This is a genomic window from Mesorhizobium sp. M0030 (assembly GCF_040323695.1).
Taxonomy (GTDB): domain Bacteria; phylum Pseudomonadota; class Alphaproteobacteria; order Rhizobiales; family Rhizobiaceae; genus Mesorhizobium.
On sequence record NZ_JAMYVE010000007.1, the window covers coordinates 101,840 to 121,785 of the forward strand.

Below are 19,946 nucleotides of genomic sequence, written 5' to 3' on the forward strand. Positions count from 1 at the left end.
TTATCCTTTGACCGCGCCGGCGGTGAGGCCGGTGACGAGATAGCGTTGCAGGAAGGCGAAGAAGATGCAGACCGGGATCAGCGCCAGGATCGACGCCGCCATCATCTGCCCCCAGTCCACGGCGAACTTGCCGATATAGGTGAGCAGGCCGACGGCAAAGGTCTTCTGGTCGTCGCTGGAGATCAGCATCAGCGCGAACAGCAATTCGCTCCAGGCGGCGGTGAAGACGAAGCCGAGCGTGGCGCCCATGCCGGGCAAGGTCAGCGGCACGATCACCTTGCGCATCGCCTGCGCCCGCGTGCAGCCGTCGATCATCGCCGCTTCCTCCAGATCCTTCGGAATGCCGTCGAAGAAGGACTGCATTAGAAAGGTGGCGAAGGCGGTGTTGAAGGCGGTGTAGATGATGATCAGACCAACCAGACTGTTGGTCAGGCCAAGCTCGCCCATGACGCGGTAGATCGGCGGAATGACCATCACCAGCGGGAAGGTTTGCGTCAGCAAAAGCATGATCGCCAGCGTTGCCTTGCCGCGAAAGGTGAAGCGCGACATGGCGTAGCCGGCGAGCGTGGCGATGACTGTCACCAGGGCCGCCGTCGACACCGAGACGATAACGCTGTTGAGGAAATAGCGGGGGAAGTCAGAGGCTTCCAGGACAGTGATGAAGTTGCGGAAGGAGGTCTGCGACGGCCACAGCGTGATGCCCTCGGAATAGAGCAGCCGCTCCGGCGTTACCGAAATCTTCAGCGTCCAGAAGATCGGAAACAGCGCAAAGATCATATAGGCGGCAATCGCCGCGTAGAGGCCGATGCCGCTGAAGATGCGCGAGGAGGTGGAGCGTCCGGCAATCATCAGACGTGCCTCACCAGCAAGCGGCGGATGGCGATCAGCGCGATCGCATAGGCGATCAGCAAGATCAAGAGCAGCACCGCCACCGCGGAGGCATAGCCCTTGTCCAGCGACTTGAAGGCACTGACATAGATGTAGACCGGCACCGTGCTGGTCGAGCCTGCCGGCCCGCCCTCGGTCATGACGAAGATCAGATCGGCGAAGGTCGCGATCCAGATCGTACGCAGCATGACGGTGATGACGATGGTCGGCGCCAGGAACGGCAGCGTCACCTTGGTGAAGCGCTGCCAAGGCGAAGCGCCGTCGATTGCGGCCGCCTCATGCAGTTCCGACGGGATCGACTTCAGCGCCGCCAGCAGCGTGATGGCGAAGAACGGAATGCCGAACCAGATGTTGGCGATGATCGGCCCCCACATGGCGGTCGCCGGATCGGACAGCACATTGGTCGGCTCGGCCTTCAGCCCGAGCGTGAAGAGCCAATGCGGCAGTGGTCCGATGATCGGATTGAACAGCCACGCCCAGGTCAGGCCCGACAGGAAAGATGGCACCGCCCAGGGCAGGAACACCACCGCCTGCACGAACTTGCGCCCGACAAACGGTTTGTCGAGCAGCAACGCCAGACCCAGGCCGAGGAAGAACTGGAAGAACAGGCTGGCGACGGTCCACCAGAGCGTGTTGACCAGCGCCTGCCCCAGCACCTGGTCGGTCAGCATCGCCTGATACTGGCCGAGGCCGACATATTCGGATTTGAAGGCGGAGAACTTCCGGAACGAATAGCTGATGCCGATGATCAGCGGCACCAGCAGCACCACGACCAGCAGAACGATCGCCGGGCTGAGATAAAGCCAGGGCTCGATTGCTGCATGCGTCAGCCGCTTCTTTCGCGGTCGGCCTGCGGATCGTATTTCGGGTACGGCGTAGGTCATTGGCTTCTGGATCGTCTCCTGGAGGAGCGGATTGGCAACAAGCGTCGCCGTTCATTGGGGAACAGATGCCGGTCCACCCTCCGTAGCTGCAGCACAGCTGCTGCGGAGGACGGGCAGGCAGATGAGGGGCGGCGCCAGCCTTGGGGTGCTCGAGCTGCCCCTCATCCGGGCCTGTCTGTGCATGTCGTTGTCCCAAAACCGCTACGCACTTTTGGGCGACATGCATTCGGGCCACCTTCTCCCCGTAAACGGGGAGAAGGTGGAAGAACTACTTCTTGTTCTTGGCCAGCCAGTCCTGCTGTTCCTTGGTCAGGAACGCGGCCCATTGATCGGCAACGTCCTTGGCCGACTTCTGGCCGAGCAGCACTTCCTGGAAATTCTTGATCGCCACCTGGTCGACGAAATTGCCGAGGTTCTCCAGATGTGTCGGCGGCGTCACCATTTCATATTTGGAAGCGTCGCTGAGTTCGGTGAACCAGCCTTTGAACTGCTCGGTCTTGAAGTGGGCATCCTGGTCGGCGCCATTGTGGATCGGCACGACGCCGACTTCCTTGGCCCATTCGAGATTGTCCTTGGGCGACAACAGCGTCGCCATCAGCTTCCAGGCATCGTCCTTGTGCTGCGAATTGGCGAACATCGCCCAGCCGGCATAGCCCAGCGTCGGATAGGATTTGCCGCTTGGCCCCACAGGCAGCGGCGCCACGGCAAAATCGTCGGCACTCATCTTGTCGGCAATGCCGATCAGCGCATCCGGATCCTGGTTGAGCATGGCGCAGGTGCCGGAATAGAAGCCGGTGACGGTCTCGTTAAAGCCCCAGCTCACCGCATCCTTGGGCGCCAGCCCGTCCTTGTACATGTCGGCCAGCATCTGCAGGCCCTTGACCGAGCCCTCCTCGTTGATGGTCGAGGTGCCGTCCTCGTTGAAGTAGCCGCCCTTGCCAGCGGCGATGTTCATGAACATGTGCATGCCGTTGAAGGCGCCCGGGCCACCGCGCAGGCAGTAGCCGTACTTGCCCGGAATGGCGGAGATCTTCTTGGAGTCGGCGATGAAGTCGTCGAGCGTCGCCGGCGGGCCGTCGAGACCGGCCTCCTTGAACAGCTTCTTGTTCCAGAACAGCGCATTCACATAGTAGCCGTACGGGATCATGAACTGGGTGTTGTTGACGGTCGAGCCGAATTGCTTGGCGCGGTCGCCCAGCGTCTTGGCGTCGTCCCATTTGGCCATGTAAGGGCCGAGATCCTCGAGCTGGCCGTTGGTGGCGTACAGGCCCATCCAGCGCTCCGGCATCTCGACGATGTCGGGCGTATCGCCGGCCTGCACCATGGTGAGGAATTTCTCGAAGGCCTGCCCCCAGGGCAGCGAGACCACCTCGACCTTGACGCCGGCATTGGCGGCCTCGAACTCGGCGATCTGCTTCTTCAGGAATTCGGTGCGCTGCGGGCTGGTGATGACCTCGACCAGCTTGAGGGTGGTGTCGGCCAATGCGCCGCTGGCGGACATCGCCAGGCCGGCAGCGGTGGCAAGCATGATGCTCAGTCGTTTCATGTTCAGAACTCCCATTTTGAACCCAGTCATTTTTTTGCTTTGTCGAAGGCCTGGCCGATGTCGGCCCAGAGGTCTTCGACGCTTTCCAATCCGACATTGAAGCGGATGGTTCGGGGGCTGACGCCGAAGCGCGCCATCGAATTGAGACCCGGTGTCTGCTCGAGCGAGGCCTTTGCCGGCACGACGAGGCTTTCATGACCGCCCCAGCTGACGCCGATGCGGAAAAATTTCAGCGCATCGACGAAAGCGGGAATGTCGACATCCTCCGTCACCTCGAAGGAGAACAGCCCGGCATAGCCGGCAAGCGTCTTCTTGCCGGGATGGTTGGAATAGGCGGGATGATTGACCCGCTCGACCTTGTCATGCGCCTTCAAGCGCTCGGCGATGATGAGCCCGCTCTTCATGTGATGCGGCAGTCTCAGCGGCAGCGTGCGCAGGCCGCGCAACAGCAGCCAGCCCTCGAAGGGCGACAGCTTTGCGCCAAGCTGCGAGTAGGTCTGGTCGTTGATGTGCTTGATATGGGCGGCCGAGCCCGCCACCACACCGGCGACGGTATCGCTGTGGCCGCCGAGATATTTCGAGGCCGAGTGCAGCACCAGATCGACGCCGTGCAGGATCGGCTTCTGGAACACCGGCGTCGCCCAGGAATTGTCGATTGTGGTGACGATGCCCTGCTCTTTCGCCAGCCGCGTCAGATGTTCGAGATCCTGCAGCTCGAACATCATCGAGGTCGGGCTTTCCAGGTAGAGCAGTTTCGCACCGGGAAGTGCCGCGGCCACCGCATCCGGATCGGAGCCGTCGACATAGTCGACCTTGATATGCAGGCGCGGAAACAGCCGCTCGAACAGTCGGTAGGCGTCGCCATAGCAATTGCGCACCGCAAGGATGCGTTCGCCTGCGCCGACGAAAGCCAGCAACGTCGCGCTGATCGCAGCCATGCCGCTCGAAAAACCACGCGCGGCTTCAGCACCTTCAAGCGCTGCGACGCGCGACTCGAATTCCATCACCGTCGGATTGTCGCCGCGCGAATAGATCGGCTGTTTCCTGCGCCCGGCAAAGGTGTCGGCCATGTCGGCATAGCTGGCGAAGGTGAACAGCGAGGTCTGGTAGATCGGCGGCACCACCGCATTGCCGGGGAACGGGTCGTCATGCGCCAGAAGCGTCGCCGCCTCGGCGAGATAGTCGCTGCCGGAAATGCCGGGGTCGAAGCTGTGCTCGTTCATGTGCGGACCGAAAGTTTGAGGTTGGCGGCGCCGCGCTTCAAATCGTCCTCGACCGTGGCGATCAGCTTCAGCGCTTCGGCCCGGGCGCCTTCCGGATCGTGCGCGGCGATGCAGTCGAACATGGTGCGGTGGTAGGGAAAGCTTGCGTGGCCGAAATCGCGCACGCCGAGCGGATGTTCCCAGAAGCGGTGGAACAGTTCGTGCATGGCGGCGATAATCTGCTCGAACAGCGGATTGCCGCAGGCGCGGTAGATCGCCTGATGGAATTCCCAGTCCTCTTCCGACGACATGCCGGCGCGGCTGAGAAACTCTTCCTCCATGATGTCGAGCTTGCGCTCGATCTCGGCGAGGTCGTCCTTGTCGGCACGAATGGCGCAAAGGGCGGCGGCTTCCGCTTCCAGCGCGCGGCGGATTTCCAGCGTGCGCATCAGGCCGGTGAAATCATTGCCGCCGGCAAGCGTCAGCGGCATGTGCAGCATGTCGAGCGAGACGGCGGCCTTGAGATAGGTGCCCGAGCCCTGCCGGCGCTCGACCAGGCCAAGCCCTTCCCAGCGCGTCAGCGCCTCGCGCACCGTGTTGCGGCTGACCTTCAGACGCTCAGCGAGGATGCGTTCGGTCGGCAGCCTCTCACCGGGTTCCAGCTTCTCGCGCATGACGAAGCCGGCCAACGCCTTCAGCACCGCGTCGCCGCGGGCCGTCGTCTGGATCGGCGGAAGGCTGAATTCGGTCACCGGGGCTATTACCGAAGTGGTTCAATGGTCCAACCAATTTCTGCACAGACGAAGGGACCTGTCAACAGTGGAAACGCAGCAAGGCCGAAGGGCCAGGGGATGCACCTTCGGCCTTGCTGCTTCAGCCGTGGATGCGCGCCGGCGCAGCGGCGGCGCGAGCCTCGCGCCAGCGAGCGAAGATTGCCTCGCGAACCCGCCTCGAACCAGAGAGGCGCTTTTTTGCCTGCGCCAGCACCGCAGGCGACGCCTCGGCGGGCGTGCCGGACCGAAAGGGAGGAGCCGGGGCGTATTCGAGCGAGAGCTGCACGATCTCGGCCTCCCCCTGTCCAAGCAGCCTCGCAACCAGCGCCAGGCCGAAATCGATCCCGGAAGTGACACCGCCGGCGGTGATGAGCTTGCCGTCTTCGACGATACGCTCGTCGACCGGGATCGCTCCGAACTCCTCGAGGAAATCATGCGCATACCAGTGCGTGGTCGCGCGCTTGCCCCTCAGCAGTCCGGCCGCCCCAAGCACCAGGGCACCGCTGCAAACGGAGGTGATGTAGCGCACCTGCCCCGCGCGCTCCCACACGAAATCGAGGACTGTCTGGTCCTCCAGCAGCGCGTTGACCCCGCCCCCGCCAGGAATGCACAGCACGTCGAGGGGCCGGCAATCGTCAAAGGTCGCCGTCGGGGTGAGGGAGAGGTGCGTCGACGACATCACCGGGTTGCGATCCTTCCAGATCAGTTCCACCTCGGCATCCTTGGCCGATGCCAGGACTTCGTATGGGCCGGTGAGGTCGAGTTGTTGGACGTCGGGGAATACGAGGATGCCGAAACGAAGGGGCATGGAAATCTCCGTGGGTTGACTTCGGGCAATCTACGGCATCATGGTTTGGCACGATTGCCATTCACCCCTCGTTTCAGGCCAAAACCCGATGCGCCGTATCGAAGTGCTTGCCTATCCCGACATCCAGCTCCTCGACGTCAGCGGACCGCTCCAGGTCTTTGCCAGCGCCAACGACTTCAAGCGGCAGGCGGGCGAGCCGGCCCCCTACGAGGTCGTGGTCGTCGCCGCCTCGCCCCGGATAAGGACCTCGGCCGGTCTGGTGCTGGAGGCCACGGCGCTGCCAACCCACAGAGGTGAGATCGACACGCTGCTTGTCCCCGGCGGATGGGGCGTCAACGCGGCCTGCGACGATGCCCAGCTGGTCGAATGGATTGCCAGCCGCTCGCGCGATGCCACGCGAACCGCTTCCGTCTGCAGCGGCGCCATGCTGCTGGCGACGGCTGGCCTGCTCGACGGCCGCCGCGCGGTGACCCATTGGGGACGCTGCGCGGAGTTCGCCCGGCGCTTTCCCGCGGTCCGCCTCGAACCCGATCCGATCTTCATCCGCGATGGCAATGTCTGGACATCCGCCGGCGTAACGGCGGGGATCGATCTCGCCCTCTCCCTTGTCGAGGCCGACCTTGGCCGGCACACGGCGCTTGCCGTGGCGCGCGAATTGGTGGTCTTCCTGAAACGTCCCGGCGGCCAGGCGCAGTTCAGCCAAACCCTCAAGCTGCAGCAAGGCGACGGGCGCTTCGACCGGCTGCATGGCTGGATCCTCGAAAATCTGGCCGGCGACCTGTCGCTCACGCTGTTGGCCGACCACGCCAATATGAGCCCGCGCAGCTTCTCGCGGCGCTATCGCGAGGCCACGGGCCGGACACCCGCCCGCGCGATCGAGGAGATCCGGATCGAGGCGGCGCGACGGATGCTGGAGCGGGGCCAGCCCGTCAACCAGACGGCCCGCCGCTGCGGTTTCGGCTCGGAAGAAACCATGCGGCGCGGTTTTTTGCGCGTGCTGGGCACCAATCCGCGCGCCTATCGCGAGCGTTTCTGATCGCGACGGCTCGCGCCATTAAGCCGGCGGTCGACGCCGTAGAAATAGAGCCTCTCTAGCATTCAGGCGGGATGCTGTAGCTGGCTGAGCCCGCCATCGACAACGAGGGTCGCGGCGTTCATGAACGGGCATTCCTCAGAAATCATGAACACAGCGGCCAGCGCGATCTCGCGCGCCGAGGCAATGCGGCCGCCTGGATGCAGCGCCAGCGTCCTGGCGCGCGCGGCCGCCGGGTCGGCAAAGCTGTTCCAATAGTCGGTCGCCTTCTGCGTCTCGACATAGCCGGGCGCCAGGGCGTTCACGCGCACGCCCTGCCCGGCATATTCCAGCGCCAGCGATTTGGTCAGCCCAAGCAGCGCGTGCTTGGCCACGGGATAGGGGAAGGTATGAGGGATGATGGTGAAGCTGTGCGTCGAGGCGATGTTGAGGATCGCGCCACCGCCATTTGCGATCATTCCCGGCAGCACCGCCTTGGCGCAGTTCCAGGCGCCTTTGACGTTGACATCGAAATTTCGATTCCACTCCTCCTCGGTCGCCTCGAGCGGCGTCGAGAACACATTCATCCCGGCATTGTTGATCAGCGCGTTGATCGGCCCGATCGCGTCGGTCGCCCGGCTGACGGCAGCGGCAATCGCGGCCCCGTCGCTGATGTCGGCTGCGGTATGCCCGACATGGCCCTGCGGCGCTGCTAGGCCGGCGACCGCTTTGTCCAGCAGCGCGCCGTCGCGATCGACCAGGAACAGCCTTGCCCCTTCGGCGAGGCAAGCTTCAGCGATGGCAAGCCCAATGCCTTGCGCGGCGCCGGTGAGGAAGATGCGTTTGCCGGACAGGCGCTCAGCCATGGCTGTCACTCCACTGGAAGATGGTCAGCGCCGGCCCAGTGCCGACGAACGCAGATTGTCGAGCAAAACGGCAAGCAGCAGGATCACGCCGCGCACAATGTATTGGTAGAACGCCGGGATGTTGAGCAGGTTCATGGCGTTTTCGGCGATGCCCATGATCAGCACGCCGACGATGACGCCCGACATGGTGGCGCGGCCGCCGGCAAGCGAGACGCCGCCGAGCACGCAGGCCGAGATGACCGAGAGTTCAAGCCCGACCGCCGCATTGGGCTGGCCCGACGTGATGCGCGAGGCCAAAAGGATGCCGGCGATGCCACAGACCACGCCCTGCAGAGCAAAGATCCAGATGCGCGTCCAGTCGACATTGACGCCGGCCAGGCGCGAAGCCTCCGGGTTACCGCCGATGGCCAGCGTGTTCTTGCCGAACACGGTACGATTGAGGACAAAACCGAAGATGCAGAACAGCACGGCCAGGACCCAGACCGGCGTCGGAATGCCGAACAGCTTCGACAGCGCCAGTTGGTAGAAATCCGGGCTGTTGATGCCGACGGCGCGGCCATCGGATGCGATCAGCGCAAGGCCGCGCACGATCTGCATGGTAGCAAGCGTCGTGATCAGCGCGTTGATGCGGAACTTGGCGATGACGACGCCGTTGATGAAACCGACAAAGGCGCCGCAGGCGATTGCCGCAAGAATCCCGAGGATGATCGATCCGGTATAGTTCGACGCCATCACCGCGACCATGCCGGCAAAGGCGACGATGGAGCCGACCGAGAGGTCGAAGTCACGCGCGGCAAGGCAGAACATCATGGTGCAGGCGACAATGCCGACGGTGACCACCGACTGCAGCAGGCCGAGCATGTTGCGGTCGGTGAGGAAGTTCGGCACCAGCAGCGACACCAGCGCGAAGGCGACGATGAAGATCACGACGAGGCCCTGTTCGCCGAGCAGGATCTTCTTCAACTGATCGGTCATGGCAAAGATCCTCAGGATGCGATCGCGTCGGGGGTTTTCTGATCGGGAAGAGCGGCGGCCAGGATCGCTTTTTCGGCGAACTGGTCGCGCGCGAGTTCGGCGCTGATGCGCCCGCCGCACATCACCAGGATGCGGTCGCAAATGCCCATCACTTCCGGCAGTTCGGACGAGACGACGACGATCGCCATGCCGTCTTCGGCAAGCTGGTAGAGCAGTTCGTAGATTTCCGCTTTGGCGCCGACATCGATGCCGCGTGTCGGCTCGTCGACGATAAGCACGCGCACGCCCTGCTCCGACAGCCAGCGGCCGAGAATGACCTTCTGCTGGTTGCCACCGGAGAGGTTGATGATGTCCTGCTTGCGCGACGGCGTGCGCACCTTGAGCTTCTTGATGAAGGTCTCGGCGGTGGCGATCTCGCTGGCGCGGTTCAAGATTCCGAAGCGTGTGTGATGACGCCGCGACGAGATGTTGATGTTCTCCTCGATCGAGCGGCCCTGGATGATGCCGTCATGCTTGCGGTCTTCCGAGCACAAAACGATCCCGGCGCGGATCGCGTCATGCGGATCGGTGGCATGCACGACCTTGCCATCAACGGTAATGGTGCCACCTGAGCGCGGGTCGGCGCCGAACACCAGCCGCATCAGTTCCGAGCGCCCCGCGCCGATCAGGCCGAAGAAGCCGACGATCTCGCCCGCCCTCGCCTCGAAGCTGGCGGGCGTCGTCAGTTTTACTCCGCAAACAGCGTCGACCTTCAGCCGGACATCGCCGGCCGGGCGTGGGCGAAACCCCCAGATATCGGAGATTTCGCGGCCGACCATTTCGGCGACGACCTGGTCGCGTGTGACGTTTTTCAGCGACGCATGGTGCGCCGCGAGCTTGCCGTCGCGCAGCACGGTCAGGCTGTCGCAGAGGCGGAACACTTCGTCCAGCCGGTGCGAGACATAGATGATGACCTTGCCGTCGCCGCGCAGGCGGTCGATCAGGGCAAACAGGATTTCGCTTTCGCGCGACGACAATGACGAGGTCGGCTCGTCCAGAGCGATGACGCGCGCGTCGAGCATGATCGCCTTGGCGATCTCGACCATCTGGCGCTCGCCGATCGACAGCGTCTTGACCTTGCGGCTGATATCGATGTCGATGCCGGCTGATTTCAGCTTGGCGCCAACATCGTCCAGCATCCTGGCACGGGCGATGATGCCGGCGTTGGCGGGGAAGCGGCCGAGGCTGAGGTTTTCGGCAACAGTGAGCTCGGGAACCAGCTGCAGTTCCTGGTGGATGACGATGACGCCATTGTCGAAGGCATCTCGCGTCGTTGCATAGGCTTGCATCTTGCCGTCGATGAGGATCTCGCCGTCATCGGCATGCTGGTCGCCGGACAGGATCTTGATCAGCGTGGATTTGCCGGCGCCGTTCTCGCCCATCAGGCCGTGCACGGCGCCCTTGTCGACGCCGAACGAGACGTCCGACAGCGCCTTGACGCCCGGATAGGTCTTGGTGATTTCCGAGAAGTCGAGAAAGGACATGGGGCGCCTATCCTTTTGCCATGCCAAACAGGCGGCGACTGTGAGCCGCCGCCTGTTTGTACAGGGAGGATTATTCGATGCCGAGACCCTTGCGGACCGTCTGGTAGTCGTCGCGCTTGGCCAGCGCACCGGCGGTCAGGATGAGCTTCTCGGGTTCCTTGTTGTTGGCGACCCAGTCATACATGTTGAGCGCAGTCTCGTAGCCGTGACGCTTCGGCGAGATGATCACCGTGCCGACGAAGCCGGTGGCGGTCGGCTTCTTGAACTCGTTGATCGCCGAATCCGCGCCGCCAATGCCGACGCCGATCACGTTTTCGGCCGGGATGCCGACGCTTTCGGAAGCGCGCACGGCGCCGAGAACGGCTTCGTCGTTGAGGCCGAAGGAGACCCACTTCTTGATGTCGGCATGGGCGTTGAGTACCACCGTCGCCGCATTGAGCGCAGCCTCGGTATCGGTCTTGGCCTGCGGCGCGTCAAAGATGTTTTCGGCCTTGAAGCCGTTGGCCTTCAGCACCGAAATGGCGCCTTCGACCCGGTCGACGGCGGTCGGCAACTGATCATAGGAGACGCGGATGGCGCCGACCTCGTCGGCCTTCCAGCCGCGCGCCTTCATTTCGTCGACGATCGCCTGGCCGACGGCCTCGCCGATCTTGGTCGCCGAAATGCCCATATGCGGCACGTCTTCCAGCGCCTTCCCGTCTGCGCCGACCAGACGGTCATCAACCGTCATCAGCTTGAGATTGTTGGCGGCGGCCTTGGCGACGATGCCGGGGCCGAGCTTCACATCAGGCGTGCAGACGATGAAGCCTTGCGCGCCCTGCGCGCCGAGATTGTCGATCGCCGACATCAGCTTCTCACCGTCCTCGGCGCCGATCTTGACCAGGGTAAAACCCTTCTCCTTAGCGGCCTGGTCGGCGAACTTCCATTCGTCCTGGAACCACGGCTCCTCGGGCTGTTTGACGATAAAACCTATCTTGGTGTCCTGAGCATATGCAGCGATGGTCGTGACGGACAGCACGGCAAGGGCGCCCGCGACGAGCGCGGTCTTCAGAAGTCGCATGATTACCTCCCAGCGATGGCCGGGCGCTCAGCCCGGATGCAGAGTCTCTAATTCTTTTTATCATACTCGTCAATTGATCTGGTATGATAATTGAGCTACATGCTCTGACCAGGGATCGTTGGCGCAAATCATCCGCATCCGGTAAGGCCGGGGACGTGAGATCAGTGGTTTCGCCGCCTTGGAGGAGGGCTGAGGTGACCGAAACTTCGAAGAAGGCATCAGGCGACACCCGCCGCCCGCGCGTCATGCCCGATGTGACCAAGGCGCTTGCCTCAGACATCTTTTCCGGACGCTATCCCGCCGGCTCGTCCCTGCCGACCGAAAACGAACTCGGCGTCGAATATGGCGTCAGCCGCACCGTCATCCGCGAGGCGCTGAAGGTGCTGGCCGCCAAGGGGCTGGTGCTGTCGCGACCGCGCATCGGCACGGTTGTATGTGAACAGGACAACTGGAACATCATCGACCCGCAGGTGCTGGCCTGGCACGCGCCGCATGCGCTGGACGACAAATTGTTCGACGCCATCCTCGAAACGCGCCGCGCCATCGAACCTCTGGTAGCTGAACTGGCGGCGACTCGTGCGACGCTGCAGGAGATCGCCGATCTCGAAGCCGCCTGGCGCGGCATGGCCAATGCCGGCGAGGATCTCGCCGCCTTCTCGCGCTCGGACATCACCTTCCACCAGATCGTCTATGCCGCGAGCCACAACCCGATCTTCCGCCAGATCGGCAATCTGATCGACACCGGGCTGAAATTCTCGCTCGAAGCAACGGCGACCATTTCGCTCGCCCGGCGCATGGAAGCGGTGGCGGCGCACCGTGAGGTGGTCGAGGCGCTGCGCATGCGCGATGCCGCGGCGGCGCGTGCGGCGGCAGGCCGGATCCTCGACCTTGCGGCGCGCGACCTGGTCAGCGCCAAGAAACTCAAGAACAACTGAGACCAGCATGAAAATCATCTCGCTCACCACCTACATCGTCCCGCCGCGCTGGCTGTTCCTGAAGATCGAGACTGATGCCGGCGTTACCGGCTGGGGCGAGCCTGTGGTCGAAGGCCGTGCGCTGACGGTCGAGGCAGCGGTCAAGGAACTTGGCGATTATCTGATCGGCAAGGACCCGCGCCTGATCGAGGACCATTGGACGGTGATGCATCGCGGCGGCTTCTACCGCGGCGGGCCGATCCTGATGAGCGCCATTGCCGGCATCGACCAGGCGCTGTGGGACATCAAGGGCAAGGCGCTCGGCGTGCCTGTGCACGAACTGCTCGGCGGCAAGCTGCGCGACAGCATCAAGGTCTATTCCTGGATCGGCGGCGACCGGCCGGCGGAAGTGGCTGATGGCGCCAGGGAAGTGGTGGCGCGCGGTTTTCAGGCGCTGAAGATGAATGGCACCGAGGAACTGCAGATCGTCGACAGCCATGACAGAATAGATGCGGCTGTCGAACGAGTCGCCACGGTGCGCGAGGCCGTTGGGTCCAACATTGGCATCGCCGTCGATTTCCACGGCCGCGTCCACCGGCCGATGGCGCGCATGCTGGTCAAGGAGTTGGAACCCTACCGGCTGATGTTCATCGAGGAGCCGGTGCTGAGCGAAAATCGCGAGGCGCTGAAGGAGATCGCCGCCCTCGGCTCGACGCCGATCGCACTCGGCGAGAGGCTCTACAGCCGCTGGGATTTCAAATCGGTGTTCGAACAAGGCGCCGTCGACATCATCCAACCAGACCTGTCGCATGCCGGCGGCATCACCGAATGCCGCAAGATCGCAGCGATGGCCGAGGCCTATGACATTGCGGTGGCGCCCCACTGCCCGCTCGGCCCGATCGCGCTCGCCGCCTGCCTGCAGCTCGATGCCGTCAGCTACAACTGCTTCATCCAGGAACAGAGCCTCGGCATCCACTACAACGCCGCAAACGATTTGCTCGACTATGCCGCCAACAAGGACGTCTTCCGCTACGAGGATGGCTATGTCGCAATCCCCGATGGTCCCGGCCTCGGCGTCGAAATCGACGAGGACTACGTCAAGGAACGCGCCAAGGAAGGCCACCGCTGGCGCAACCCGGTCTGGCGTCACAAGGACGGCTCCTTCGCCGAGTGGTAGCCCGGCCGACTTGCGGCCAGGCCTTCAGGACCTCGGGTTCGATTTCGCGGTGGCGCCAGCGTAACGCAGGCCTCTGATGTGCCGCAGCGCCGAGCACCAGCGCATGGGAACCGTCGGCGCCGGCAAGCCGCAACTCGCTGACCGCCTGGGTTGCCGCAAGCGATCGAAAGCAGTCGCTATCCATGGAACATGGCGGATGTCCTGTTCTCATCGACCTTTTCTTGGCCCGCCAGCCGCGTCACCTGCCCGCGGCGTGCCGGCCTGCGTTCCTGCCGGAGAAGATGCAGCTGCCGAGAAATGTCCCTTCCAGCGCATTGTAGCCGTGATAGCCGCCGCCACCGCCGCCGGCCACCTCGCCTGCCGCATAGAGCCCGGCAATGGGTTCGCCATTGCCGTCGAGAACCTGCGAATTGAGATTGGTGTGCAGGCCGCCAAGCGTTTTGCGCGTCAGGATGTTGAGGCGCACCGCGATCAGCGGCCCGTGCCTGGGATCGAGTATCTTGTGCGGCTTGGTCACCCGGAAGATCTTGTCGCCAATGTAGTTGCGGGCGCCGCGGACGGCTGTGACCTGCGCATCCTTGGTATAGGCATGGTCGACCTCGCGATCGCGCGCCACGATCTGCGCCTTGAGCCGGTCGTAGTCGAGCAGATTGTCGCCTGACAGCGCGTTCATGCCGGCGACCAGGTCGGCCAGGTTGTCGCGGACGACGAAGTCCTCGCCCTTTTCCAGGAACGCTGCCACCGATGGTGGCGCCTTGCCGCCCCGCCGGTTCTTCAGCACGGCCCGCCAATCCTTGGCCGTAAAGTCTAGGTTTTGCTCCGAACCCGACAGCACGAACTCCTTCGAAGCGATCGTCTTGCTCAGCACGAACCAGGAATAATCGTGTCCCGTCGACAGGATACGCTTCAAGGTGCCGAGCGAATCGAAGCTCGGGAAGAACGGCGCCTCCATGCGTTGTCCCAGAGCATCGAACCATAGCGGCGACGGCGCCGACAGGATGCGGATGCCGTGGTTCGGCCAGATCGGATTCCAGTTCTTGATCCCCTCGACATAGTGCCACATGCGGTCGGCGTTGATGACGCCCCCGCCGGCGTCCTGGGTGATCGCCACCATGCGGCCGTCCACATGGTGCGGCACGCCGGCAACCATACGCTTCGGCGCTGGCCCCAGCCGCCCGACCGGCCAGACCTTGCGAACCAACTCATGATTGCCGCCGATGCCGCCGGAGGTGACGATCACGACACCGGCCGAAAGGTCGAAATCGCCGACGGCCGTGCGGCTCGACTGCTTGCCGCGCTCGACATCGGATGCCTCCAGGATTTCGCCCGCGACGCCGGTGACCGCGCCGTTGGTCTTGATCAGCCGGCTGACCTGATGACGGAATTTCAAAGTGATCAGCCCTTTGGCGACGTGCTCGCGCACGCGCCTTTCGAACGGCGCGACCACGCCCGGCCCAGTGCCCCATGTCAGGTGGAAGCGCGGCACTGAATTGCCGTGGCCATTGGCCAGCGCGCCGCCGCGCTCGGCCCAGCCGACCACCGGCCACCAGCGCATGCCCATGGCGTAGAGCCACGGCCGCATCTCGCCGGCGGCGAAATCGACATAGGCTTCCGCCACTTTCCTTGGCCAATGGTCCTCGGGCCGGTCGAACTGGGCAGAACCCAGCCAATCCTGCCAGGCGAGGTCGCGGCTGTCCTTGATGCGCAGGCGGCGCTGCTCGGGCGTGTTGACCAAAAACAGGCCGCCGAGCGACCAGAATGCCTGGCCGCCGAGAAAACCGCCACCCTCTTGCTCGACGATGATCACGCGCTTGCCGGCATCGCCGAGTTCCGCGGCTGCGGCCAGGCCGGCCAGCCCGCCGCCAACGATGATTGCGTCCGCGTCAGCCATTGTCGTAGCTCCTGTGCCGGCTTTTGTTTTCGAGATCGGATGCTCGTTGCTAGCCGCGCAGCGCGTTCCAGATGATGCGCGGCAGCTTCAGGAGGCTCGGCTGGTAGTTGAACTCGGTGATCAGGCGGCCGACCATGTGTGCCCTTTTGTGGGTCAGGAACCAGGCCGGCTTCGGCATGATGCGGAACGGCGCTTCGAGCACGCTGCGTTCCGGTCTGTCGAACAAATAGGTGTTGTGGACGACGCCGATGCCGCTCTGCACGTCGTCGAGCGTGTGGCCAGGGAAAGCACCCCAGGTCGGGCGCAGCAGCGCGAACAGAACGCCGCTCCAGGAATTGATGCCGATGCCGCCATAGCGCAGTTCGGCAATGATTTCCTCGAACCGCTGCCGGCCGATCTCGGCGATCGTCCTGGGATGGATGAGGATGTTGGCGGCAAGCGTGCCGTGCAGCTTTTCATTGGCGTAGGCGACAGCGGCGCGCAGATAGGATTCCGCATTGCCCGCCGGCAGCCGCATGACGCTGAGCGCCGGCGCGAACACCTCGGCATTTTCGAGATAGGTATCCGTGCCCGGCCGGAACGGCACCACCACGCAGGCCGGCCCGCCGGGCCGCTCGAATTTCTGTACGCTGTCGGCATGCGCCTCGAAGGCGGCGAGGCGCTCGGTCGCGCCGGGATAATAGGCCGGGCGCGACGGGGCTTTCTGCATCACCTTTTCGAGGGCCGCCAGAAGCGCGTCGGATTTGTCCCAGCCTTCGGGCAACACGAGCATTTGGCAGGCGATACAGTTGAAACCGGAATTGTTGAGCTTCTGTGTGGCGATCAGTTCGGCGTGGTAGGCGATATCGGCATCCGACCACGGACCGGGCACCACAATGGTCGGTGCCACGCCGCCAAGCTCAGAGGTGATACGCCGGCTGTTGCGCGGCGTGCCCGCCGCCTTGTTCTTGCGGCCCTCCTCGCCAGGCCCCCAGACGATCGCGTCATGCGAAGCGGCGGCACCGGTGATGTGGATGTCGTCGACGAGATCGTGGTTGCACAGATACGCGCCGACATCGGCGCCGCCGCGCACGATGCGCAGCGCACCGAATTCGATCAGCGGCCGCAGCGCCGGCCGCAGGAAATCGATCAGATAGTCGTTGACCGGGTTCATCTTGAGCAGAACCACCTGGTGCTCGACCAAAAGCTTGTGCAGGCAGTCGAGCGGCGCGATCGAGGCGACATTGCCGGCGCCGAGCACGAGGCCGATCTTGCCCTTGCGGCTGGTGCGCGGCGCGTCATAGGCCGATGCGGTGTTTGCGGCCAGGTTCGCCTTGGTCACGCCGGGCTGCATCCAGATCTCGGCCTTCAGCCCGGTGAACAACACCTTGTCCCAGAGCGAATTCGGAACCACCGTCACCGCCACCTGTCCGCTGGGCAAGGTGCGGACCGGCAGTCTGTCGAGGAACTTCTTGCCCTCCATCAGGCTCAGCGTGTGGATGAACTGGTTGCAGCCATCCATCAGCGCCGCCGGGCCAGCCAGCCATTCCTCACCTTCCAGCGGCGAGCCGGTCGGGATGCCCTTCTTGCGCGTCGCGGTTTTGACCCACGCCTCGGCGACCTCGCGGATGTGATCCTTGACCTGCCGCAGCAAGGCGATCCGCTCGCCATTCGAGGTCTGCGCCCAGTCGTCCTTCCTGGCGTCGAGATCGGTGAGCGCGAGGTCGAGTTCGGCTGCCCATTCAGGCTGCACGGGCTGGGTTTTGACTGCCTTGGCAACCATCCTATCCTCCTCCACTTCGATCTCTTTGTTTGACGCAATTCCTGTGGGAAAACCGCTTCACACTTTTCCTGGAATTGCTCTACGAAAACGGCAGTGCGGCCCATTGCTCGACGAATTTCCCGCCGGAATAGACCTGGATCGAACCGAACTGCTGTAGCACGAATTCGCTCTGCGTCGGACGCAGGAAGGCGTAGTCGTCAGGCCCGACATTGACGTTGTCGGGCAGCGCCATGAATTGCTGATTGGTCGAAAAGCCGAACGTCTTGTCGGTCTTCATCCCCACGGGATGGACGGGCTTCGCCATCCATTTTCCGCCATAGAGAAAACAGCCGCGCCGCGGCAACAGCCCGAGCTTCTGCAGCAGCCAGGAGCGCTGGTCGAGGCCCGGCGCCTGGACATCGACCACTTTCAGGATCGGCGTCGCGATGAATGCGGCAGGCCACAATTGGCTGAGGCTCGGCACATCGAAATCGGTCGGCAGCATAAAAGCCGATCCGATGGACAATTCATTGGCGCCGACCCAGCTGTCATAGAGCAATGCGGTGCTGCTGCCGCCAAGATTGAGGATCTTGCGCTGGTCGGCGGCAAGGCAAGCGACATACTGGCGAAACAGGCTGATCGCCTTGACGCGCGCCTTGGCCGGTCCTCCCAGCAGTTTGGGGATATGGCCGATATGCGCCTCGTAGGCCATGACGCCTTCGCATTTCAGCCGCGGGTAATTCGCCAACGCGGAAACTGCCCGGGCCAGTGAGTCGGGATCGCTGATACCGCCGCGATGAAGGCCGACATCGACCTCGAAGCAGACGCGCAGCTCGCGGTCGAGCTCGGCGGCAAGCGAGCCATAGGCGGCCAGCCGCTCCTCGGTATCGATCAGCCAGACGATGCGCGACGTAGCTTCGCCGAGCCCGGCGAGAACGCCCTTCGTCAGCGCGTGCCTGGCGCCGGCAACCGGCATCGGCTTGCCCAACAGGAGATCGACTTGGGGAAACATTTTCAGCATCTCGGCGCTGATCGGCAGATGAAAGGTCATCAGCCTGTCGGTCGCAAACGCCGCGCGGATATAGTCGATCAGCGGCAGGCATGGCAGCGACTTGTCGACGAGGCGCAGATCGAGGCCCGTGGCGAACTTCGCCTTGATCGCAGCGATGTTGTGATCGAGCCGGTCGAGATCGAGCACCAGGCAAGGCTGAAAGATCCCGGCTGCCCTGAGCGCGCCCGACATTTCCGCGAAATAGGTGTCGGTCAGGCTCATGCCGCGACGCCGAGCAGCCTGGCAATATAGGGCGACACGAAGCGGTTGTCCGGGTCCATCTCGCGGCGGACCGCCATCGCATCGTTCCAGCGCGGATAGAGCGCGCTCAATTCCCTTGATGTCAGGCTGTGCATCTTGCCCCAATGCGGGCGGCCGCCGCGCTTCCTGAAGATCGGCTCGGCGGCGTTGAAGAACGCCATCGGATCGCGCTCGACGCCGTGATGGATGGCGATGGAACAGGTTGGGCGCTTGTAGAAGGGGCTGAGCCAGACATTGTCGGGCGCGACGACGCGCACCTCCATCGGAAAATAGACCTCTGGAAACCGCGTCTCGAGCAGCGCAATGATTTCGCTGAGTGCGGCCGCCCCTTCCTCGAACGGAAGGTGGTACTCCATCTCGTTGAACTTGACGTTGCGCTCGGAGGTGAAGACCTTCAGCCAGTCCTCGACATAATCCTCGGCCGGCACCTTGGCGAAGGCCGAGCCGATGAGACGGCGGCGCAGCCAAGGGAGCCAGCTGAGATAGTCGCGCAGTTTTCTCAGCGTCATCACCGCATCGTCGTCTTCCGTCGGCGGACGCACCGTCGCTGGCGCCTCGGTGATGTCGCTGGCAATCAGCAGCGCCTGGCCCGAAAACGGCACATAGTAGAACTCGGCCGAACGATGCGCCGTCATGGTGCTTTCGAATTGCGCAAGCACATCGGCAATCGGCGCCGTCCAGCGGCGGTGCCGCATCCGGTAGCTCGCCACGTTGCGGATCGTCACTTCGGTGACGGCGCCGAAGGCGCCGAGCGAGGCGCCCATGGCATCGATCATGTCAGGGTTTTGGGCGCGGTCGAACTCCTTGACCTTGCCGCACCCGTCGACGATCTGCATCGCCTCGAGCTGGGTGTGGTACGCGCCAAGCGTGATGCCCGAGCCGTGCGTGGCGGTGCCGAGCGCCCCGCCGAACGCCTGCTTGTCGATGTCGCCCATGTTCGGCAGCGCCTGGCCGACGCCGTGCAACAGCTTTGCCAGCGCGCCGATCTTGGTGCCGGCGCCGACCCGTGCTGTCAGCCTTTCGGGATCGTGCGACCTCAGGCCCTCGAAGCGATCAAGCGACAGGATCGTCCCGTCATTCTTAACCAGAGGCGTGAAGGAATGGCCCGTGCCAGCGAATCGAACTGGTCCCGGCGCGTTGCGAATGGCACCACTCAGCTCATCGAGACTCTGCGGTTCGGCAAAAGCCTGCGGCGTGGCCGTGACATAGCCCGACCAATTGCTCCACTGGCTGATAGCCTCTCCCACGATCGCCTCCCCGGGACGCCGGCTTTGCCGGTCTTTCTCCTAGCGCTAGATAATATGATACATACTCAGCTTTTCGGATATGATACATTGTCAGCTTTCTGTCAACCTGGCAATCGGAGGTGTCTTG

17 protein-coding genes are annotated in these 19,946 nt (G+C 63.5%); 3 read left to right on the plus strand and 14 right to left on the minus strand.

Features of this window, described 5'->3' with window-relative positions:
- The 6 genes from NKJ80_RS16075 to NKJ80_RS16100 all read right to left on the minus strand — a co-directional run bounded on the left by NKJ80_RS16075 (nucleotide 1) and on the right by NKJ80_RS16100 (nucleotide 6,101).
- Entirely contained in the window at nucleotides 1–849 is an 849-nt protein-coding gene (locus NKJ80_RS16075) for a carbohydrate ABC transporter permease (protein ID WP_023687908.1), read from the minus strand.
- Entirely contained in the window at nucleotides 849–1,772 is a 924-nt protein-coding gene (locus NKJ80_RS16080; protein WP_023687907.1) for a carbohydrate ABC transporter permease, read from the minus strand. The genes NKJ80_RS16075 and NKJ80_RS16080 overlap by 1 nt, the downstream gene beginning before the upstream one ends.
- A 268-nt stretch (nucleotides 1,773–2,040) precedes the next feature.
- Nucleotides 2,041–3,318 carry an ABC transporter substrate-binding protein gene (locus NKJ80_RS16085; protein ID WP_023687906.1) on the minus strand — a complete coding sequence of 426 codons (1,278 nt, stop codon included), beginning with the start codon at nucleotides 3,316–3,318 and terminating at the stop codon, nucleotides 2,041–2,043.
- A gap of 26 nt (nucleotides 3,319–3,344) precedes the next feature.
- A complete protein-coding gene (locus NKJ80_RS16090) occupies nucleotides 3,345–4,541 on the minus strand; it encodes a PLP-dependent transferase (RefSeq protein ID WP_023712132.1) in 1,197 nt (398 codons plus the stop codon).
- Nucleotides 4,538–5,272 carry a FadR/GntR family transcriptional regulator gene (locus NKJ80_RS16095; protein WP_352497910.1) on the minus strand — a complete coding sequence of 245 codons (735 nt, stop codon included), beginning with the start codon at nucleotides 5,270–5,272 and terminating at the stop codon, nucleotides 4,538–4,540. The genes NKJ80_RS16090 and NKJ80_RS16095 overlap by 4 nt, the downstream gene beginning before the upstream one ends.
- Before the next feature lie 121 nt (nucleotides 5,273–5,393).
- Complete coding sequence (locus NKJ80_RS16100) at nucleotides 5,394–6,101, minus strand: DJ-1/PfpI family protein (RefSeq protein ID WP_352497911.1); 708 nt, start codon at nucleotides 6,099–6,101, stop codon at nucleotides 5,394–5,396.
- An 88-nt stretch (nucleotides 6,102–6,189) separates the two neighbouring features.
- Here NKJ80_RS16100 and NKJ80_RS16105 point away from each other — a divergent pair, with 88 nt between their 5' ends.
- Nucleotides 6,190–7,137, plus strand: coding sequence for a GlxA family transcriptional regulator (locus NKJ80_RS16105; RefSeq protein ID WP_352497912.1), 948 nt, complete (start codon nucleotides 6,190–6,192; stop codon nucleotides 7,135–7,137).
- Between the two features lie 62 nt (nucleotides 7,138–7,199).
- Here the strand turns inward: NKJ80_RS16105 and NKJ80_RS16110 are convergent, their stop codons facing one another.
- From NKJ80_RS16110 to NKJ80_RS16125, 4 genes are all read right to left on the minus strand, one after another.
- Nucleotides 7,200–7,979: an SDR family oxidoreductase gene (locus tag NKJ80_RS16110; RefSeq protein ID WP_352497913.1), complete on the minus strand. Its 780-nt coding sequence runs from the start codon at nucleotides 7,977–7,979 to the stop codon at nucleotides 7,200–7,202.
- Between the two features lie 24 nt (nucleotides 7,980–8,003).
- Nucleotides 8,004–8,954, minus strand: coding sequence for an L-arabinose ABC transporter permease AraH (gene araH, locus NKJ80_RS16115; RefSeq protein ID WP_352497914.1), 951 nt, complete (start codon nucleotides 8,952–8,954; stop codon nucleotides 8,004–8,006).
- Between the two features lie 11 nt (nucleotides 8,955–8,965).
- The gene (gene araG, locus NKJ80_RS16120; protein WP_352497915.1) at nucleotides 8,966–10,477 is read right to left on the minus strand and encodes an L-arabinose ABC transporter ATP-binding protein AraG; all 1,512 of its coding nucleotides are present in this window, start codon (nucleotides 10,475–10,477) and stop codon (nucleotides 8,966–8,968) included.
- A gap of 70 nt (nucleotides 10,478–10,547) precedes the next feature.
- Nucleotides 10,548–11,537 carry an arabinose ABC transporter substrate-binding protein gene (locus NKJ80_RS16125; protein ID WP_023668118.1) on the minus strand — a complete coding sequence of 330 codons (990 nt, stop codon included), beginning with the start codon at nucleotides 11,535–11,537 and terminating at the stop codon, nucleotides 10,548–10,550.
- 245 nt (nucleotides 11,538–11,782) lie between these two features.
- On the opposite strand from NKJ80_RS16125, the gene NKJ80_RS16130 reads away from it, so the two are divergent.
- Nucleotides 11,783–12,472 (plus strand): FadR/GntR family transcriptional regulator, encoded by a 690-nt coding sequence (locus NKJ80_RS16130; protein ID WP_245259915.1) that lies wholly within the window; start codon nucleotides 11,783–11,785, stop codon nucleotides 12,470–12,472.
- Nucleotides 12,473–12,479: 7 nt separating this feature from the next.
- Nucleotides 12,480–13,628: a galactonate dehydratase gene (gene dgoD / locus NKJ80_RS16135; protein ID WP_023817864.1), complete on the plus strand. Its 1,149-nt coding sequence runs from the start codon at nucleotides 12,480–12,482 to the stop codon at nucleotides 13,626–13,628.
- A 238-nt stretch (nucleotides 13,629–13,866) separates the two neighbouring features.
- Here the strand turns inward: dgoD and NKJ80_RS16140 are convergent, their stop codons facing one another.
- From NKJ80_RS16140 to NKJ80_RS16155, 4 genes are all read right to left on the minus strand, one after another.
- Nucleotides 13,867–15,519, minus strand: coding sequence for an FAD-binding dehydrogenase (locus NKJ80_RS16140; protein ID WP_023815859.1), 1,653 nt, complete (start codon nucleotides 15,517–15,519; stop codon nucleotides 13,867–13,869).
- Between the two features lie 49 nt (nucleotides 15,520–15,568).
- Complete coding sequence (locus tag NKJ80_RS16145; protein WP_352497916.1) at nucleotides 15,569–17,281, minus strand: aldehyde dehydrogenase family protein; 1,713 nt, start codon at nucleotides 17,279–17,281, stop codon at nucleotides 15,569–15,571.
- A 79-nt stretch (nucleotides 17,282–17,360) separates the two neighbouring features.
- On the minus strand, nucleotides 17,361–18,533 hold the full coding sequence (locus NKJ80_RS16150; RefSeq protein WP_031199743.1) for an alanine racemase: 1,173 nt from the start codon (nucleotides 18,531–18,533) through the stop codon (nucleotides 17,361–17,363).
- Nucleotides 18,530–19,819, minus strand: coding sequence for a D-arabinono-1,4-lactone oxidase (locus NKJ80_RS16155; RefSeq protein WP_352497917.1), 1,290 nt, complete (start codon nucleotides 19,817–19,819; stop codon nucleotides 18,530–18,532). Before NKJ80_RS16155 ends, NKJ80_RS16150 begins: the two co-directional genes overlap by 4 nt.
- Nucleotides 19,820–19,946 lie beyond the last annotated feature (127 nt).

Bases quoted from the DNA above. Each gene is read 5' to 3' on its own strand.
- NKJ80_RS16075 (WP_023687908.1), bottom strand. From the start codon at position 849: ATGATTGCCGGACGCTCCACCTCCTCGCGCATCTTCAGCGGCATCGGC.
- NKJ80_RS16080 (WP_023687907.1), bottom strand. From the start codon at position 1,772: ATGACCTACGCCGTACCCGAAATACGATCCGCAGGCCGACCGCGAAAG.
- NKJ80_RS16085 (WP_023687906.1), bottom strand. From the start codon at position 3,318: ATGAAACGACTGAGCATCATGCTTGCCACCGCTGCCGGCCTGGCGATG.
- NKJ80_RS16090 (WP_023712132.1), bottom strand. From the start codon at position 4,541: ATGAACGAGCACAGCTTCGACCCCGGCATTTCCGGCAGCGACTATCTC.
- NKJ80_RS16100 (WP_352497911.1), bottom strand. From the start codon at position 6,101: ATGCCCCTTCGTTTCGGCATCCTCGTATTCCCCGACGTCCAACAACTC.
- NKJ80_RS16105 (WP_352497912.1), top strand. From the start codon at position 6,190: ATGCGCCGTATCGAAGTGCTTGCCTATCCCGACATCCAGCTCCTCGAC.
- NKJ80_RS16110 (WP_352497913.1), bottom strand. From the start codon at position 7,979: ATGGCTGAGCGCCTGTCCGGCAAACGCATCTTCCTCACCGGCGCCGCG.
- araH (WP_352497914.1), bottom strand. From the start codon at position 8,954: ATGACCGATCAGTTGAAGAAGATCCTGCTCGGCGAACAGGGCCTCGTC.
- araG (WP_352497915.1), bottom strand. From the start codon at position 10,477: ATGTCCTTTCTCGACTTCTCGGAAATCACCAAGACCTATCCGGGCGTC.
- NKJ80_RS16125 (WP_023668118.1), bottom strand. From the start codon at position 11,537: ATGCGACTTCTGAAGACCGCGCTCGTCGCGGGCGCCCTTGCCGTGCTG.
- NKJ80_RS16130 (WP_245259915.1), top strand. From the start codon at position 11,783: ATGCCCGATGTGACCAAGGCGCTTGCCTCAGACATCTTTTCCGGACGC.
- dgoD (WP_023817864.1), top strand. From the start codon at position 12,480: ATGAAAATCATCTCGCTCACCACCTACATCGTCCCGCCGCGCTGGCTG.
- NKJ80_RS16140 (WP_023815859.1), bottom strand. From the start codon at position 15,519: ATGGCTGACGCGGACGCAATCATCGTTGGCGGCGGGCTGGCCGGCCTG.
- NKJ80_RS16145 (WP_352497916.1), bottom strand. From the start codon at position 17,281: ATGGTTGCCAAGGCAGTCAAAACCCAGCCCGTGCAGCCTGAATGGGCA.
- NKJ80_RS16150 (WP_031199743.1), bottom strand. From the start codon at position 18,533: ATGAGCCTGACCGACACCTATTTCGCGGAAATGTCGGGCGCGCTCAGG.